The 13,863-nt window shown below is 71.2% G+C and carries 15 protein-coding genes and 1 pseudogene; 7 read left to right on the top strand and 9 right to left on the bottom strand.

The features are described 5' to 3' along the window. Positions 1–52: 52 nt before the first annotated feature. The gene (locus tag ACIPLC_RS13745) at positions 53–1,267 is read right to left on the bottom strand and encodes a hypothetical protein (protein ID WP_400473153.1); all 1,215 of its coding nucleotides are present in this window, start codon (positions 1,265–1,267) and stop codon (positions 53–55) included. A gap of 393 nt (positions 1,268–1,660) precedes the next feature. Between ACIPLC_RS13745 and ACIPLC_RS13740 the strand changes: the two genes are divergently transcribed. From ACIPLC_RS13740 to ACIPLC_RS13720, 5 genes are all read left to right on the top strand, one after another. Continuing rightward, the gene (locus ACIPLC_RS13740; protein ID WP_400473152.1) at positions 1,661–1,993 is read left to right on the top strand and encodes a transposase; all 333 of its coding nucleotides are present in this window, start codon (positions 1,661–1,663) and stop codon (positions 1,991–1,993) included. A gap of 84 nt (positions 1,994–2,077) precedes the next feature. After that, positions 2,078–2,989, top strand: a complete 912-nt coding sequence (locus ACIPLC_RS13735) for a hypothetical protein (RefSeq protein WP_400473151.1) — start codon at positions 2,078–2,080, stop codon at positions 2,987–2,989. A 470-nt stretch (positions 2,990–3,459) separates the two neighbouring features. Next, entirely contained in the window at positions 3,460–4,965 is a 1,506-nt protein-coding gene (locus ACIPLC_RS13730; RefSeq protein ID WP_400473150.1) for a peptidoglycan-binding protein, read from the top strand. Then, a complete protein-coding gene (locus ACIPLC_RS13725; protein ID WP_400473149.1) occupies positions 4,962–5,675 on the top strand; it encodes an ABC transporter ATP-binding protein in 714 nt (237 codons plus the stop codon). Before ACIPLC_RS13730 ends, ACIPLC_RS13725 begins: the two co-directional genes overlap by 4 nt. Further along, the gene (locus tag ACIPLC_RS13720) at positions 5,672–6,937 is read left to right on the top strand and encodes an ABC transporter permease (protein WP_400473148.1); all 1,266 of its coding nucleotides are present in this window, start codon (positions 5,672–5,674) and stop codon (positions 6,935–6,937) included. Before ACIPLC_RS13725 ends, ACIPLC_RS13720 begins: the two co-directional genes overlap by 4 nt. 148 nt (positions 6,938–7,085) lie before the next feature. Here ACIPLC_RS13720 and ACIPLC_RS13715 read toward each other — a convergent pair whose 3' ends face one another. Next, positions 7,086–7,340, bottom strand: coding sequence for a hypothetical protein (locus ACIPLC_RS13715; protein ID WP_400473147.1), 255 nt, complete (start codon positions 7,338–7,340; stop codon positions 7,086–7,088). A 95-nt stretch (positions 7,341–7,435) separates the two neighbouring features. Here ACIPLC_RS13715 and ACIPLC_RS13710 point away from each other — a divergent pair. Continuing rightward, positions 7,436–7,657, top strand: a pseudogene (locus ACIPLC_RS13710) (LLM class flavin-dependent oxidoreductase); the annotation flags it as partial. A gap of 59 nt (positions 7,658–7,716) precedes the next feature. On the opposite strand, the gene ACIPLC_RS13705 reads toward ACIPLC_RS13710, so the two are convergent. The 4 genes from ACIPLC_RS13705 to ACIPLC_RS13690 are packed head-to-tail and all read right to left on the bottom strand — an operon-like array spanning position 7,717 to position 9,374. Next, positions 7,717–8,178, bottom strand: coding sequence for a DUF5615 family PIN-like protein (locus tag ACIPLC_RS13705; RefSeq protein WP_363581496.1), 462 nt, complete (start codon positions 8,176–8,178; stop codon positions 7,717–7,719). Beyond that, positions 8,175–8,822, bottom strand: coding sequence for a DUF433 domain-containing protein (locus ACIPLC_RS13700; RefSeq protein WP_363581498.1), 648 nt, complete (start codon positions 8,820–8,822; stop codon positions 8,175–8,177). The genes ACIPLC_RS13705 and ACIPLC_RS13700 overlap by 4 nt, the downstream gene beginning before the upstream one ends. A gap of 59 nt (positions 8,823–8,881) precedes the next feature. Continuing rightward, a complete protein-coding gene (locus ACIPLC_RS13695; protein WP_363621119.1) occupies positions 8,882–9,106 on the bottom strand; it encodes a hypothetical protein in 225 nt (74 codons plus the stop codon). A gap of 52 nt (positions 9,107–9,158) precedes the next feature. Continuing rightward, positions 9,159–9,374: a hypothetical protein gene (locus ACIPLC_RS13690; protein WP_400473146.1), complete on the bottom strand. Its 216-nt coding sequence runs from the start codon at positions 9,372–9,374 to the stop codon at positions 9,159–9,161. Between the two features lie 184 nt (positions 9,375–9,558). Between ACIPLC_RS13690 and ACIPLC_RS13685 the strand changes: the two genes are divergently transcribed. Then, entirely contained in the window at positions 9,559–10,446 is an 888-nt protein-coding gene (locus ACIPLC_RS13685; protein WP_400473145.1) for an LLM class flavin-dependent oxidoreductase, read from the top strand. 53 nt (positions 10,447–10,499) lie between these two features. On the opposite strand, the gene ACIPLC_RS13680 is transcribed toward ACIPLC_RS13685, so the two are convergent. From ACIPLC_RS13680 to ACIPLC_RS13670, 3 genes are read right to left on the bottom strand one after another with little or no spacing between them, the layout of a single operon-like run. Beyond that, positions 10,500–11,018, bottom strand: coding sequence for a hypothetical protein (locus ACIPLC_RS13680; RefSeq protein WP_400473144.1), 519 nt, complete (start codon positions 11,016–11,018; stop codon positions 10,500–10,502). Continuing rightward, positions 11,015–11,563 carry a hypothetical protein gene (locus tag ACIPLC_RS13675; RefSeq protein ID WP_400473143.1) on the bottom strand — a complete coding sequence of 183 codons (549 nt, stop codon included), beginning with the start codon at positions 11,561–11,563 and terminating at the stop codon, positions 11,015–11,017. Before ACIPLC_RS13675 ends, ACIPLC_RS13680 begins: the two co-directional genes overlap by 4 nt. Beyond that, positions 11,560–13,851, bottom strand: a complete 2,292-nt coding sequence (locus ACIPLC_RS13670; protein WP_400473142.1) for a hypothetical protein — start codon at positions 13,849–13,851, stop codon at positions 11,560–11,562. Before ACIPLC_RS13670 ends, ACIPLC_RS13675 begins: the two co-directional genes overlap by 4 nt. Positions 13,852–13,863 lie beyond the last annotated feature (12 nt).

Genomic DNA, 13,863 nt, shown 5'->3' with positions numbered 1-13,863 from the left:
GCGGCGGCCACGGCGTTCGCGGCTACGGCGTTCGCGGCTACGGCGTTCGCGGCTACGGGCGACGGGGTTGACTCGGCACACGCCGCGCCCTGGTGAACTTCTGCTGTCCGGTGCCGGCCGCCAGTTCGACGAGGCGCTCGCCGACCACGGAGACACCGGGGCGGGGCTCCTGCGCGTAGTACCAGGGCTTGCGTCGGCGCAGCAGTGCCTCGCCGTGCTCGCTCCAGGAGAATCCGGGCTTCCGCAGCAGCTTCCGGAACACCGCGTCGACCGTCTCGGGGTGGGCGGCGGCCAGGCGGCGGATCGGCAGCGGCGCGATCGACTCCTCGCGCAGGTATGCGCGCAGCGCGTCCTGGTCATGCCTGCGGCCCGCGAGGGCCGGGTCTGCGAAGAGGTCCCGCAGCATCCCGTAGTCGGCGTAGAAGTTGAGTCCGTCGACCTCGTCGTAGATGACGCCGACCGTGTCCGAGTCCGCGAGCCCTCGCGGCAGTTCGAAGGCCGGGAGGCCGAGGCCCGGAAGCCGCCTGCCCCGGGCCCGTTCAGGCTGCTCGGCGACGGCGGCCTCCTGCCGGTGCCGGTAGTAGGCGTTGAGCCGCTCCTCGGCCTCGGCGGGCGGAAGAACCAGTTCGTCGCCGCCGAAGAACTCGACGAACGCGGCCCGGTCCTCCCGCACCGACTCCCATCCCTGCTCGATCTTCTCGGGGTTGCGGAACACCAGTTCGGGGTGGCTGACGGCCAGTTGGAGAGCGGCCTGCGCGATCTCGGTGGCGCTGGACTTCGGGTAGGACGACATCGTTCCGGAGACCAGCCACACCCCGTCGACCGGGAGGACGGGCACCAGACAGGTGAGCAGGAACCCGCCCTTCGACACGCCGCGGAAAGCCGCCGGCCCGACGTTCGAGTACGTGCGGTACTCCAGGTCGTCGACCAGGTTCAGCAGGACGACGGCGTCCCCGTCCTTGCGCCGGACCTCGAAGACGCCCTCGACCGGGTCACGCCAGCCGAGCAGCATCTCCCGGTCGTCTTCGGTCAAGTCCCGCCGCCCGGCGACGAACCGGTCCACCACCGTCGCACCGTCCGGCAGTCGGAAGCGCAGGATGAAGTGGTCGATGATCCGGACCGCCTCGCCCTCGTCCAGCCGTCGCTCAGGGCCTGCGGCCTCCAGCAGGACGGGAGTCAGCCACCGGTCGAAGCGGTCGCTCCGCGCGAAGGCGACCAACTCCCCCTTCAGTTCGGCACTTCGCTCGATCAGGCGTCGCAACGACACCTCGTCCTCACTCCGTGTGGCGACGACCATGCAAGCCCTCTCGCTCCTGAAGGTTCCAACACTCGGGACACCACGGCAGACCTGACGCTCACTGCGCCCAGTAGTAGCGGTACGCCTCGACCCACTCCGCTCCGTCCGGAGCCGGATCCGGATCCGGAGCCGGAGCCGGCAGCGCGGCGAGCTCTCGCCTGCTCAACGTACCCATGGCGCCACGCTAGCCGACCTGAGCCCGCCGGCTCCCGAGTGGCCCGAAAGTCCTCGGCACGCGCGCGTATCGTCGGTGCATGCGCTTGAGTACCGTTATCCTCCCCATCCACCGGTGGAGCGAGGGTCAGGAGATCTGGCGACGCGGAGTGGGCGGTCGTGCGTGACGCGGTGTCCGTCCTCGCCTGATTGGAAGGGCGGGGTGGGCAGCCGGAGGGCGACTGCCATCGTCAGACGGTTGACGCAGTGCTCTACGTGATACCGGGCGGCATCGCCTGGAGGGCGGTGCCGAAGGACTTTCCCGCGTGGGACCGCGTCCACGCCTTCTTCCGACGGTGGCGGGACTGCGGCCTGGTCGCCGGACCCACCATGACCCGGCCGCGAACCCCGACCTCTACGACGTGCCGCTCCTCACCGTCGGCCCTACCTCTTGAGCCTGCTCAGTCAGGCATGACCTGGCAGGGCTGGCTCCAAGGTGCCCGCGAGGACGACGACGGACGGCACCGGTCGGGGGGAGACTGATCGTGGCCCCGCCTCTCCGGCGGGGCCACGACGGTGCGAGGCTTGCGTCGACAGACGACGTCGGACAGGAAGGTGGCGCGTTGAATGCGGATGAACAGAGCTCAAGTGGTCATCTCTGTAGTGGCTTTGGCGGTGCTCGCCGCAGGTTGCAGCAACGACACGAAGGCGGGCGGTGATTCCGACATCGTGGGCGAGCCCGTGGTCCCGCAGATCGGCGCGGACCCGGCAGACGGCTCGCCGGTAACCCATCCGCTGGACGGCTACTCGGTAGGGGCCGAGGAGTCCGCGCTGATCTTCCGGGCCATGGGCCAGGCCACCCGGACCTGCATGACCGCCAAGGGGTTCGACTACGACCCCGGGCCGGCGTCGACACCTCCCCCGCCGACTCCCATCGACACCTCGCTTCTGGGCCTGCTCTCGGTCTCCGCCGCGCAGCAGACCGGGTACCACCGGCCGCCCAGGCCAGGAGGCAACGGCACCTCCGGTACGGGGAATCCGTCCGGGCAGGGCCCCGAATACCAGAAGGCCCTGACGGGGGATCGCGGGACCAAGGCCGGTGCCGCCGATTCCAAGGCAGACCGGGGCTGCATGGGAGAGTTCGAACGGCGGCTCCAGGCGGAGGGCGTCAAGAACACCGCCTCGGACCTGGTCGGCACCCTCCGTGCCAAGGCGTACGACCACGCCGCCGTCGACAGCCGAGTTCGCGCCTCGCTCGCGGACTGGCAGAGCTGCATGACCAAGCTGGGTTACAACTACGCGAATCCGGTACAGGCGAGTTCGGCGGCCTGGCCGGAGCAGGTGTCACAGGAGGAGCGGGACACGGCGGTCGCCGACATGAACTGCAAAGAGCAGGTGAAACTGCTGGCCACCTGGAATGCCGTGCTGACCGCCTACCAGCAGGTGTACATCGGCAGGAACGAGCAGGCCCTCCAAGCAGACAGGGAAATCTCCCAGCAGCGGATCGCCGCAGCCAAGAAGCTGCTGGGCCAGGCATGACGGCGGTGGCAGGCGGCCGTCGCCGTGGTGGGCTCCTGCTGCTCGTCCTGGCCCTCCTCGCCGTCGTCGGATTCGTTGGCACGTTCGCCGCGAACCGGTCGAGTACCGAGAGCGGTGAGGCATTCACGGGTGAACGACTACGCGTCCAGCAGGACTCCAGTGACTACTGGAGGCGCGGAGCGGAAGAGTTCAGCCCGGCCAATTGACGAACCGTCCGAAACAACCGGCGAGTTACACCTTCGCGCCCAGGGATGGCCGCTGGCTGGTGACACGGAGCGAGGTGCTGTCGGAGTGCTGAAGGCAGACCAGGGGTGGCTCCCGTGATGCTGCGGTACCAACTGGGGTTCGTTGTCGGCCGATCGTCTCCACCCCCCTTACGTCTCAACGACATCCGATAGGTCATGCTCTTCCCAAGGGCACCATCAAGGAGGGGGCACCGTTGACCGCGACGACGATGAGCGCTGACGACGATGAGCGCTGACGACGACATGGCCCAGCCCCTTCCGGCGCCCCCGCCCGCCCGTTCGCGGGCGGTGCGGCGCAGGCGGGTGCTGCTGGGGGTGGCGCTGGCCGCCGCGCTGGTGGCAGTGGGCGGGGTGGGGGCGGCGACGCTGGTGAAGTCCCCGGCGGAGCGGGCCGCGCAGACCGCGCCGCCGCCGAACAGTCTGCTCACCGTGCCGGTTGTCAGCCAGGTGCTGACGCCCTCGATCACGGCCCGCGCGGTGGTGTACCCGCCCGCGCAGTACAACGTCGTCCCTGTCGCCGCCTCGGCGGAGGTCACCCAACTGTTCGTCTCCAAGCTGGCCGTGAAGCTGGGGGACGCCGTCGCGGCCGGGAAGCTGCTCGCCGAGGTGTCCGGGCAGCCGCTGTTCGCCCTGCCCGGGGCGGTGCCCGCGTTCCGTGACCTGAAGCCGGGCAGCACCGGCCCCGACGTGGCCGAACTCCAGGACGCCCTGGCCGGATTGGGACACGGCATCGACGGGGACGACAAGGGGGCGTACGGGCCGGGTACGGCCGCCGCGGTGTCGGCCTTCTACGGCGAGCTCGGCTACCCGGTGCCGGCCACCGGCGCCACCACCCAACAGGCGGTGGACACCGCGCAGAAGGCGGTGGACACGGACAAGCAGACGGTGGACGGCCTCGCGGAGAGGAAGAAGGCGGGCTCCGCCCAGCCGCCGACGGCGACCACTTCGCCGCAGGCCCAGCAGCCGCCCCCGTCCGGCGATCTCGACCGGCAACTCGCCAACGCGAAGAAGCAGTTGGCCACCGACCAGGCCGCCCTCGCCAGGGCCAGGGCCGCCAACGGCCCGATGGTCCCGGCCGCCCACGTGCTGTTCCTGCCCGCCCTCCCCGCGACCGTCACCGCCGTCAACGGCGCGGTCGGCTCGCCGGTCTCGGGCACCCTGCTCTCGCTCACCAGCGGCGGCCTGGCCGCCACCGGGCAGCTCACCCCGTCCCAGGCGGCGGGCGTGCAACCGGGCATGGCCGTCGAACTGCTCGCCGAGGACACCAACCTCACCGTCCCCGGCACCGTCGCCGAGGTCGGCTCCCCTACCAGCACTCCCCCGGCGGGCAGGGTCATCACCCTCGGCGGCGCGGCGGGCGGCGGCAAGGGCGGCCCCGACGGCGGCGGAGCCCCCAACGGCCAGCCCGGCCAGCCCAACGGCCAACCCGGCGGACAGAGCTACGTCCCGGTGACGATCACCCCGAACACCCCGCTGCCCGCCGCGATGAGCGGCAAGAACGTCCGGCTCACCGTCCTGAAGGCCAAGGCGGGCGCCCCCGTCACCGCCGTGCCGATCGCCGCGGTCTCCACCAACGCGGCCGGCCGGACATCCGTCACCACGGTGGACGCGGCCGGGAACCGCACCACCGTCCCGGTGACCACCGGCGTCACCGCGGACGGCCTCGTGGCCGTCACCCCGGCACAGGGCGTGAACCTCAAGGCCGGCGACCAGGTGGTGGTCGGCAAGTGACCGAACCCGCCACCGAGGCCGGCGACAAGCCCGTGATCGCCCTGTACGGCGTCGGCCGCACCCACCTCGGCCGCCCGCCCGTGGTCGCGCTGCGCCCCACCGACCTGACCGTCCGCCGCGGCGAGTACCTGGCCGTCACCGGCCCGTCCGGCTCCGGCAAGTCCACCCTGCTGCACCTGCTCGGCCTGCTCGACACCCCCACCACCGGCCGCTACGAACTGGACGGCATCGACACCGGCGGCCTGCGCGACAAGGACCGCTCGACGCTGCGCGGGCACCGGATCGGCTTCGTCTTCCAGTCCTTCCACCTGCTGTCGCACCGCACCGCCGAGGAGAACGTCGCCCTCGCCCAGGTCTACAACCGCACCCCGCGCCGCGCCCGCGGCGCCGCCGCTGTGGACGCGCTGCGCCTGGTCGGCCTCGGCCACCGGACGGACGCCCTACCCGGCACCATGTCCGGCGGCGAGCGCCAGCGGGTGGCGATCGCCCGCGCCCTGGTGAACCGGCCGAGCCTGCTGCTCTGCGACGAGCCGACCGGCAACCTGGACTCGGCCAACGCCGGGGCGGTGCTCGTCCAGTTCGACGCACTGCACGAGCAGGGCTACACCCTGGTCGTCATCACCCACGACCCTGCCGTGGCCGCCCGCGCCCAGCGCCGGGTGAGCATCCACGACGGCGTGCTCAGCGAGGCGGGAGCACCCGTCCGGTGATCCGCATCCGACGACGCGGCGGAGCCGTGCTCCCCGAGCCACCCTCCCACCTGTGCGCGCGCGACCTGCTCTCCGAGGCCCTGTCCGGCATCCTCCAGCGCCCGGGCCGCTCGGTGCTCACCATGCTCGGCACGGTGCTCGGCATCGGCGCCTTCGTCGCCGTCCTCGGCCTCACCGCAACCGCCACCGGCCAGATCGGCGAGCGGTTCAGCCTCACCAAGGCCACCACTGTCACCGTCACCGACCAGCCGCGCACCGACGGCGTCGCCCCCGGCGCCAACCCGCCGAGCGACTTCCCCGCCGACGTCGACCACCGGATGGCCGCGATCGACGGCGTCCGGGCCGGCGGCGTCTGGTGGCCGGTACCCGGCGCCCCGACGGTCTCCCGCCGCCCGGACGGCCCCGACGAGGGCACGGGCCTGTCCGTCCTCGCGGCCACCCCGGGCGGGGTGGCCGCGATGGAGCCGACCCTGACCGCCGGGGTCACCCTGGACGAGTTCGTCCAGCGGACGGCCCAGCCGGTGGTGCTGCTCAGCGAGGCCGCCGCCAAACGGCTCGGGGTGAGCCGGCTGGACGCCCAGCCGGCCGTCTTCATCGACCGCGTCCCGTACACCGTCGTCGGCGTCTACGCGGACGTCCAGCGCCAGCCGGGCGCCCTGCTCAGCCTGATCATCCCGGCCAGCACGGCGCTGGAGCACTTCGGCAACCCCGCCCCGCAGCCGGACCGCGGCGCCCAGGGGCTGGTCGCCACCAGGGTCGGTGCGGCGCCCGTGGTGGCGGCCCAACTCCCGCTCGCCCTGCGGCCGGACGCCCCGCACGCGTTCACCGTGGTCCCGCCGCCGGACCCGCACAGCCTCCAGGACACGGTGACCTCCGACCTCACCGGACTCTTCCTGGCACTGGCCGGGATCTGCCTGCTGGTCGGCGCCGTCGGGATCGCCAACACCACGCTGGTCGCCGTCCTGGAACGGACCGCGGAGATCGGCCTGCGCCGCTCGCTGGGCGCCCGCACCGGTCACATCGCCGCCCAGTTCCTCACCGAGTCGACGGCCCTCGGCACCCTCGGCGGGCTGATCGGCAGCGGCCTCGGCGTGGTGACGGTGGTCTCCGTCGCCGCCGCCCGCGACTGGACCGCCGTCCTGCAGCCCGCCACCACCCTGCCCGCCCCGCTCATCGGCACCGTCGTCGGCCTCCTGGCCGGCCTCTACCCGGCCCTCCGCGCCGCCCGCACCGACCCACTGAAGGCCCTCAGGAGCACATAGGCGGGGGCGGCGGTGATGTCCCGCGCATGTAGGAAGGACTTGACTCCGTCGACTGGGCCCGGCCGGGGCACAACTACGGGTCGGCTGAGGACACGGTGCTTGCCGGTGTGGGGCTTGCCTGCGTTGGCCCGGTCCGCGAGCGTGCCCTTCAGCCGCCGCGACGTGTCGTCGGACGACCGGCAGGCGTGGGCCACCTCGATGCGGAGGATGAGCGGTCGTCCGGGTCCGAGAGGTTCCGCCGGTTCGCCTCCCCGCGGAGGAGGATCTGGTGCTCGTCGGAGATGGTGAGCAGTTCTTCGAGGTCTCGGGGCTGCCGCATCAGCCGGTCGGGGTGGTGGACGATGATGTGGCGGAACTCCCGCTCGCCCACGCCGACGAGGAGTTCCTGGAGCCACGGTGGCAAGATGGCGCCCCCGCGCCACCCCGGTGACCGTATCGCCCGACCGGCTGTGGAACAGGGATCCGCCCGATCTTCCCGACGGACGTAGGGTCGCCGGTATGCGACTGAGTACCGTGATCCTCCCCATCCACCGGTGGAGCGAGGGGCAGAAGATCTGGCGGCGGGCCGAGGAGCTCGGGTTCCACGCCGCCTACACCTACGACCACCTGAGCTGGCGGTCGTTCCGCGACGAACCGTGGTTCGGCTCGCTCCCGACCCTCACGGCGGCGGCCACGGCCACCGAGCGGATCCGCCTCGGGACGCTCGTGACCTCGGTCAATCCTTCTTCATGCATCACACGCTGACCTGCGATGTTCCGCTGGTTCAGCCCCTGATGCCACTACCCCTGTGAGTCGGCGGGCCAGAACTTGGGCGGGGCGCTGGCAGGATCCACGATCCGCAAGCGGCTCTGCTGGGACGGGTCGACCGCATTCAGCGAGATCAGGCGCTGACTGTCTGCCTGGTCGAGTTCAGCCAAGGCATGGGGCAGGCCGGCGCACACGGTGGCGATAGCTGCACCGAGACCCACCAACCCGCCGTGCTTGTGATTCTGGCGGTACTCGATGCGATGCAGGCCCGACTCGGCGATGGCGACTACCTCGAGTGGACGGCTCAGTTGCTTCGTGTCATTCGTGACAACGATCTGAAAGCCGTCCGCTGCCGCACGCGCATAGAGGTCGACGTCCCTGGTTCCCGCCCACCCGCTGAGTTCGGCCACGTGCTCGACAACGTGGTGCTTCAGGAGCAGCCGCACGATCCGTGCCATGGGAAGCGGCACATTCTCGTCGAGCAGCAGCTTCAAGACGCTGCCTGCCGGATTTCCGCATCCTCGTAACTGTCGACATAGTCGGCGAAGTCCGCTGCGTCGCGCGCTGCCTCTGCTGTGACGCCCGGGTAGTAGTCGCCGATCTGCTCAGGTGGCACGCCGTCCCGTAGGAGAGCAGCAACCTCTGTCGCCGGGATACGTGTCCCCTCGACGACCGGCTCGCCGCCTCGCACAGCAGGGTCAATAGACACGTGCGGCCGGGGTTCAAGGAGGTCCGGGATTCGCCGACCACCACGGTAGAAAGGCGCAAGCACGTCCACCATGTCGTGAATGACGACATTGCCCTTGCTCCGCACAAGGTCCACTGCGTGGTCCGGGTCTGCCAGGTAGATCGTGTCACCGCCCGCGACCAGCCGGTAGGCCGAGAGGTGTTCCCCTTCGTCGAGGCCCTCGCGCAACGTGCTCAGCGCCCGCCTGATCTTCTGGAGGGATGCCTCCTCGCGAAGACGGACACAGACTCGGAGAGCGACCACGTCGCGAAAGGAGTAGAGGATCGGACGAGACGTCGAGATCTCCGGCACCAGGACAGCGCCGCGCTCGCCGGTGGCCCGCCGCCAGTGCGACAGCTGCCGCAGAGTCGCACCGGACAACGCGGCAGCCAGTTTGGGCTCGTACGACATGCGGCACCTCCTTGGCTCCAGACGACAATCCGACGCTACTTCATCGTCCCGTACGGGCATCAGGCTCGCCAGCATTTCACCCGGATGAGGCCGCCGAGACGCGCCGCGCCCTCGTCCAGCCGCCGCTCAGGGCCCGCCGCCTCCAGAAGGGCGGGAGTCAACCACCGATCGAAGCGCGCGCTCTGCGCGAAGGCGACCAACTCCCCCTTCAACTCGGCACTGCGCTCGATGAGATCGGTGAGCGAGCACTCGCCGTGGTCCGTATCCCGAACGGCGATCGCCATGTCCTGCCTTCTCTGCACGTGAGTTCCGAAGTGATGTGTGAGCTGCTTGGCGTCAGCCGGTCCAGTGGCGGTAAGCCTCGATCCACTCGGCGCCGTCCGGGGCAGGTGTCGGCATCGGCAGCTCCAGGATCCCGATCTCCTGTCGAACACGGCCGCGAAAGCACAGTGCGACGATCCGGCCATCCTGAGTGAGGTCGACGCCGCGCACAGTCACCTCCACTCCGAGAACCGTCGTGCCGAACGGCACCGCGAGGTTCTCCTCCAACATGGTGAACAGACCGGTCAGCTGCTCGTCCTCGCCGTAGGCGTCGACGGTGGCCTCATCGCGATCATGGCCTCAAGCTCGGTCCTGCCCAATGCACCCATGGCACTACGCTAGCGGTTACGCATGTGTCGTCACTGCGGGTTGCACGCAACCTCACCTGCCGGAGCACACGCGTAGGGTCGAGGGCATGCGCTTGAGTACCGTGATCCTCCCCATCCACCGGTGGAGCGAGGGGCAGAAGATCTGGCGGCGGGCCGAGGAGCTCGGGTTCCACGCCGCCTACACCTACGACCACCTGAGCTGGCGGTCGTTCCGCGACGAACCGTGGTTCGGCTCGCTCCCGACCCTCACGGCGGCGGCCACGGCCACCGAGCGGATCCGCCTCGGGACGCTCGTGACCTCGCCGAACTTCCGGCACCCGGTGACGCTGGCGAAGGAGCTGATCACGCTGGACGACGTGTCCGGCGGGCGGGTGACGCTGGGGATCGGGGCCGGCGGGACGGGCTTCGACGCGACGGCGATGGGCCAGGAGGCGTGGTCGCCGAAGGAGCGCGCGGACCGGTTCGGCGAGTTCCTGCCGCTGCTGGACGAGCTGCTGCGCACCGACGCCACGACGCGTGAGGGCACCTACTACTCGGCGGTCGAGGCACGGAACATCCCGGGCTGCGTGCAGACCCCGCGGGTGCCGTTCTACGTCGCCGCGACCGGACCGCGCGGGCTGAAGCTGGCCGCCGAGTACGGGCAGGGCTGGGTGACGTACGGCGACCCGCGCGGCCCGGCCGACGTGCCCGTCGAGCAGGCGCCCGAGGTGATCGCCCAGCAGATCGCCAAGCTGGCGGCGGCCTGCGAGGCGAAGGGCCGGGACGTGGCCACGCTGGAGAAGATGCTGCTCCAGGGCTCGACGGCGGAGCAGCCGCTGCAGTCGCTAGACGCCTTCGTCGACTGGGCCGGCCGCTACCAGGAGCTGGGCATCACCGAGCTGGTGATCCACTGGCCGGTCCCGGACTCGATCTTCGCCAACGACCTCGCGGTGTTCGAGCGGATCGCCACCGAGGGCCTCGCCCAACTGGGCTGACCGGCCCGGCGCGGGGCGCGTCCCGCGGAGTGCCGGCTGACGGCCCGGGTCGGTCAGGTCACGGTGATCGACTCGGCGCCGTTGGCGCAGCCGAAGGTCTCGGCGGTCCGCTTGGCGAATCCGGTCGCCAACTCGCCCAGGCGCGCCGGGCCGGGGTCGTCGGCGGGGTGGAGGTCCTTGTCGGCGAGCCTGAGGGAGGCCCGGTAGGGCGCGGCCCTGCCGTTCAGGGTGCAGGTGAACACCACCGCTCCGACGCTGTTGCTGGAGGCGGCGGAGCCGCTCGTCACCGCGGCGAGCAGGACGCGCCCGCGCTCCCCGGTGAGCGTGCAGTCCAGGACGGCCGGGGAGTTCGGTTCCGCCGACCGGTACCGCGTGCTCACGAAGACCCGGGGGGTGTCGCCGAGCAGCTCGGTGACGCCGGGATCGTCGAGGGCGCCCTTGCACTCGCCGTGCGACAGGTCGACGGCCGGCGGCCGGTACTCGGTGCGGTCGAGGTACAGGTGCCAGCCGAGCAGGCCGCCGCCGAGCAGCAGGGCCGTCGCCGCCGCGATCACTGGTCCGGGGTGTTTCACTGGCAGACGTCCTTCTTGCTTCTCTTCAATCCGTCCCGGGCGATCTGCTCCAGGTCGGCCTGCCGGTCGGCGGTGCCGGGCCGCGCCGCTTCGCCGGCGATGACGACCAACTGGGCGTGGCCGGCGGGCCCGCCCTGGCAGTAGTCGGATGCGGTGGCGCCGCCGGGCCAGGAGGCCGCCGCACCGCCCGCGTCGAATCTGCGCGCGTCCGGGTGCTTGGCGGCCTCGGGGGAGAGGGCGACCGCGCCCGTCTGCAGGGCGCTGGAGACGGTGAGCGCGGTGCGCCCGTCCACGCGGATGGAACAGGACACCGGGTCGTCGCCGGAGCGGCCCTCCTCCTTCTCCTCCACGTCCTGTCCGCCGGGCGGCAGCAGCCGTCCGAGCGGAGTGTCGTCACCGGTGCGCAGTCCGCAGAGGTACGCCGCCCGGCCGGGCGGTTCCACGGGGCGGTGGCCCCGCCAGTCCAGGTAGCCGACGGCTCCGGTGGCCGCCACCGCCACCGCGATGGTGACGGGCAGCACCCATCGGCCTCCGATCGCCCTCACGCGTTGCCCTTCGCGATGGTTGCCATCTCGGTGGAGAGGCCGTCGATGAAGCCGTCCTTCGCCCGGTCGTGGGCGCTGTTGGCCAGCCGTTCGATGTCGTCATAGCGCAGGTTGGCGTTGAGGGACGCGTCCTTGACCGCCTGGTAGGCCGCGTCCGTCGCCCCCTTCTTGGCCTCGTCGACGTAGTAGCGGGCCTCTTGTTGGCCGTCTGCGGTGGTGTCGCGCGAGTTGGCCGCGATCACGTTCTCGGCGATGGAGTCGACCAGGATGCCCGAGAGCTCGCCGCCGAGCGGCACCTTGTCCGTCACCATGCCGATGGTGCTGTTGAAGGCGTCCTTGGCGTAGCCCACGTTCTTCTCCAGCGCGTCGTTGAACTCCTTGTCGGAGACGGCGTGCTGGGTGTGGACCTCGTCGATGCGGGCCTCGCCGAGGAGGCCGTTGACCACCCCGCCGGCCCGGGCGACGTGGTCGATGTCCGCCTGGAGCCGGGCGAAGTCGGTCTGCCCGCTGTCCATGTGGCCGCGGACGAGGGCGGTGGTGTACGCCTGGCTGGCGTTGGTCACCGCGCCGTACGACTCCGGGTCGCGCCCGAGCGCGTCCAGCAGGCCCTGCACCGCAGGTCCGTTGAGGCCGGCCGGGGAGCCGTTGACCGGTAGGTCGTTCGCGTCGGACAGCGCCCGTTGGACGTCCCCGATGTACTCGGCGCTCATGTGCCCGAGGCTGGTCCGCATCGGGGCGAGCTTGCCGTCGCCCTTGATGTCGTCGAGGGCCCCGTGGTCGCCGTGGGTGCCGAAGGTGTCCACGACCTTCCGCATCAGCCCGGCCTGCTCGGGGGTGTGCTTGGCCGGTGGCACGGCGGCCGGTTCGTCGTACGGGTGGCCGGTGGTGGCGGCTTCCAGGGCGTGGCCGAGGGCGGCGGGGCCGCCCTGCTTGGTCGTGTTCGCGGCGTCCGGGTCCCGGAGGGAGGTGGTGTCCGGGATCCAGTCCTTGTCGTGGACGTAGTAGTTGAAGTAGTCGGCCGGCTTGGGCTTGCCGCCGGGGTTGACGGTGCCGTCCTGGTTGTACGCGGTCGGCGCTTCGGTGAAGAACGTGTTGGCCGCCTCGGGGCTGTGTCCGAGGGCCTCCAGGATCGCGGTGGTCGGCCGGAAGCCGGCGCCGGCCTCCGGGCCGCCGAGCAGGTTGAAGCCGTGCACCCGGTCGGCGACGGAGGGCGGCGGGGCCGGCCAGTACTTGTCCTGGGTGTCGAGCTGGGTGATGTGTTCGGCGATGGGGTTGAGGAAGTGCGGGTCGTAGTTCCCGGTCATGAGGATGCCGGAGAGCACCTGGTAGCCGTACGGCTGGTAGTCCAGGCCGGACGCCCGGTACGGCTTGTCCCACACCTGCTGGGCGCCGGCCCTGCGTAGGGCGGCGGCCCAGTCGTCGGACAGGTGCGGCTCGTTGGTGGTGCGGGTGGCGGTGGCGAGGTTGAGCCCGAGGTTCTTCTGCAGCTCCTGGTACGCCTTCCAGCGCGGGTCCTTGGGGTCGCGGTAGTGCGTCGGGTCGCCGACCATGCTGTTCCAGGACTTGATCAGGCCGTCGGGGCCGAGGTCCTGGTAGAACTTGGTGGCGAACTTCGGGTCGCCGGAGTGCGCGGCCAGCAGTGAGTTGAGCTCGGTGAGTTCGGGGTCGCTGATGTCGCCGCCCCTGGCGGCGAGTTGGGCGGCGCGCTTGCCGTCCGCCTCGGGGCCGCCGCCGATGGCCGCGCCGTTGAAGGACTTCTGCGGGTCGGTCCCGGTGTCGGAGCGCAGGGCGTAGGCGATCCGCTCGTCGGCGGCGGTGGCCTCCTGGACGGCCGCGTCGATGGCCTTGCGGGCGGTCTCCGCCTTGCCTTGGTGCTCGGCCCGGTACTCCCGGTAGCCGTCGGGGTCGTGCCGGGTGGCCGCGTCCGGTGGCGGCCAGCTGACGGTGCCGTCGGAGCCGACGGTGAGTCCGGCGGCCTTGGCGTCGGCGACGGCCTTGTCCAGTTTGGACTTGGCGGCCTGGAACTCGCCCGCGGCGTCCTTGAACAGGGAGGCGAGCGCGTTGGCCTCGGTGACGGCGGCGGTGAGCTGCTGGTTGGTGCGCTGCAGTCCGGGTCTGGCCTGGTCGGCCGAGGGGCCGCTCCAGCAGGCGGAGTCGACCTTGGCGATCACCGTGCTGTTCCAGTCGTCGTCCATCCCCTTGAGCTTCTGGGCGACGGTGGTCCAGGCGGTCGCGGCGGTCTCCAGGACGTCGAACTTGGCGTTGTCGAGCTCGTGGAAGTCAACCATGGTCGTCGTCCT

It is taken from the genome of Kitasatospora sp. NPDC086801, from assembly GCF_044745805.1.
GTDB lineage: Bacteria > Actinomycetota > Actinomycetes > Streptomycetales > Streptomycetaceae > Kitasatospora.
Note: the sequence above shows the minus strand (reverse complement) of the source record. Positions and strands in the feature narration are given on the sequence as shown.

What these genes read in the sequence shown, in the direction of transcription:
- ACIPLC_RS13735 (WP_400473151.1), top strand. Translation starts at nt 2,078, where the DNA reads ATGCGGATGAACAGAGCTCAAGTGGTCATCTCTGTAGTGGCTTTGGCG.
- ACIPLC_RS13685 (WP_400473145.1), top strand. Translation starts at nt 9,559, where the DNA reads ATGCGCTTGAGTACCGTGATCCTCCCCATCCACCGGTGGAGCGAGGGG.
- ACIPLC_RS13700 (WP_363581498.1), bottom strand. Translation starts at nt 8,822, where the DNA reads ATGTCGTACGAGCCCAAACTGGCTGCCGCGTTGTCCGGTGCGACTCTG.
- ACIPLC_RS13690 (WP_400473146.1), bottom strand. Translation starts at nt 9,374, where the DNA reads ATGTTGGAGGAGAACCTCGCGGTGCCGTTCGGCACGACGGTTCTCGGA.
- ACIPLC_RS13670 (WP_400473142.1), bottom strand. Translation starts at nt 13,851, where the DNA reads ATGGTTGACTTCCACGAGCTCGACAACGCCAAGTTCGACGTCCTGGAG.
- ACIPLC_RS13695 (WP_363621119.1), bottom strand. Translation starts at nt 9,106, where the DNA reads ATGGCGATCGCCGTTCGGGATACGGACCACGGCGAGTGCTCGCTCACC.
- ACIPLC_RS13730 (WP_400473150.1), top strand. Translation starts at nt 3,460, where the DNA reads ATGAGCGCTGACGACGACATGGCCCAGCCCCTTCCGGCGCCCCCGCCC.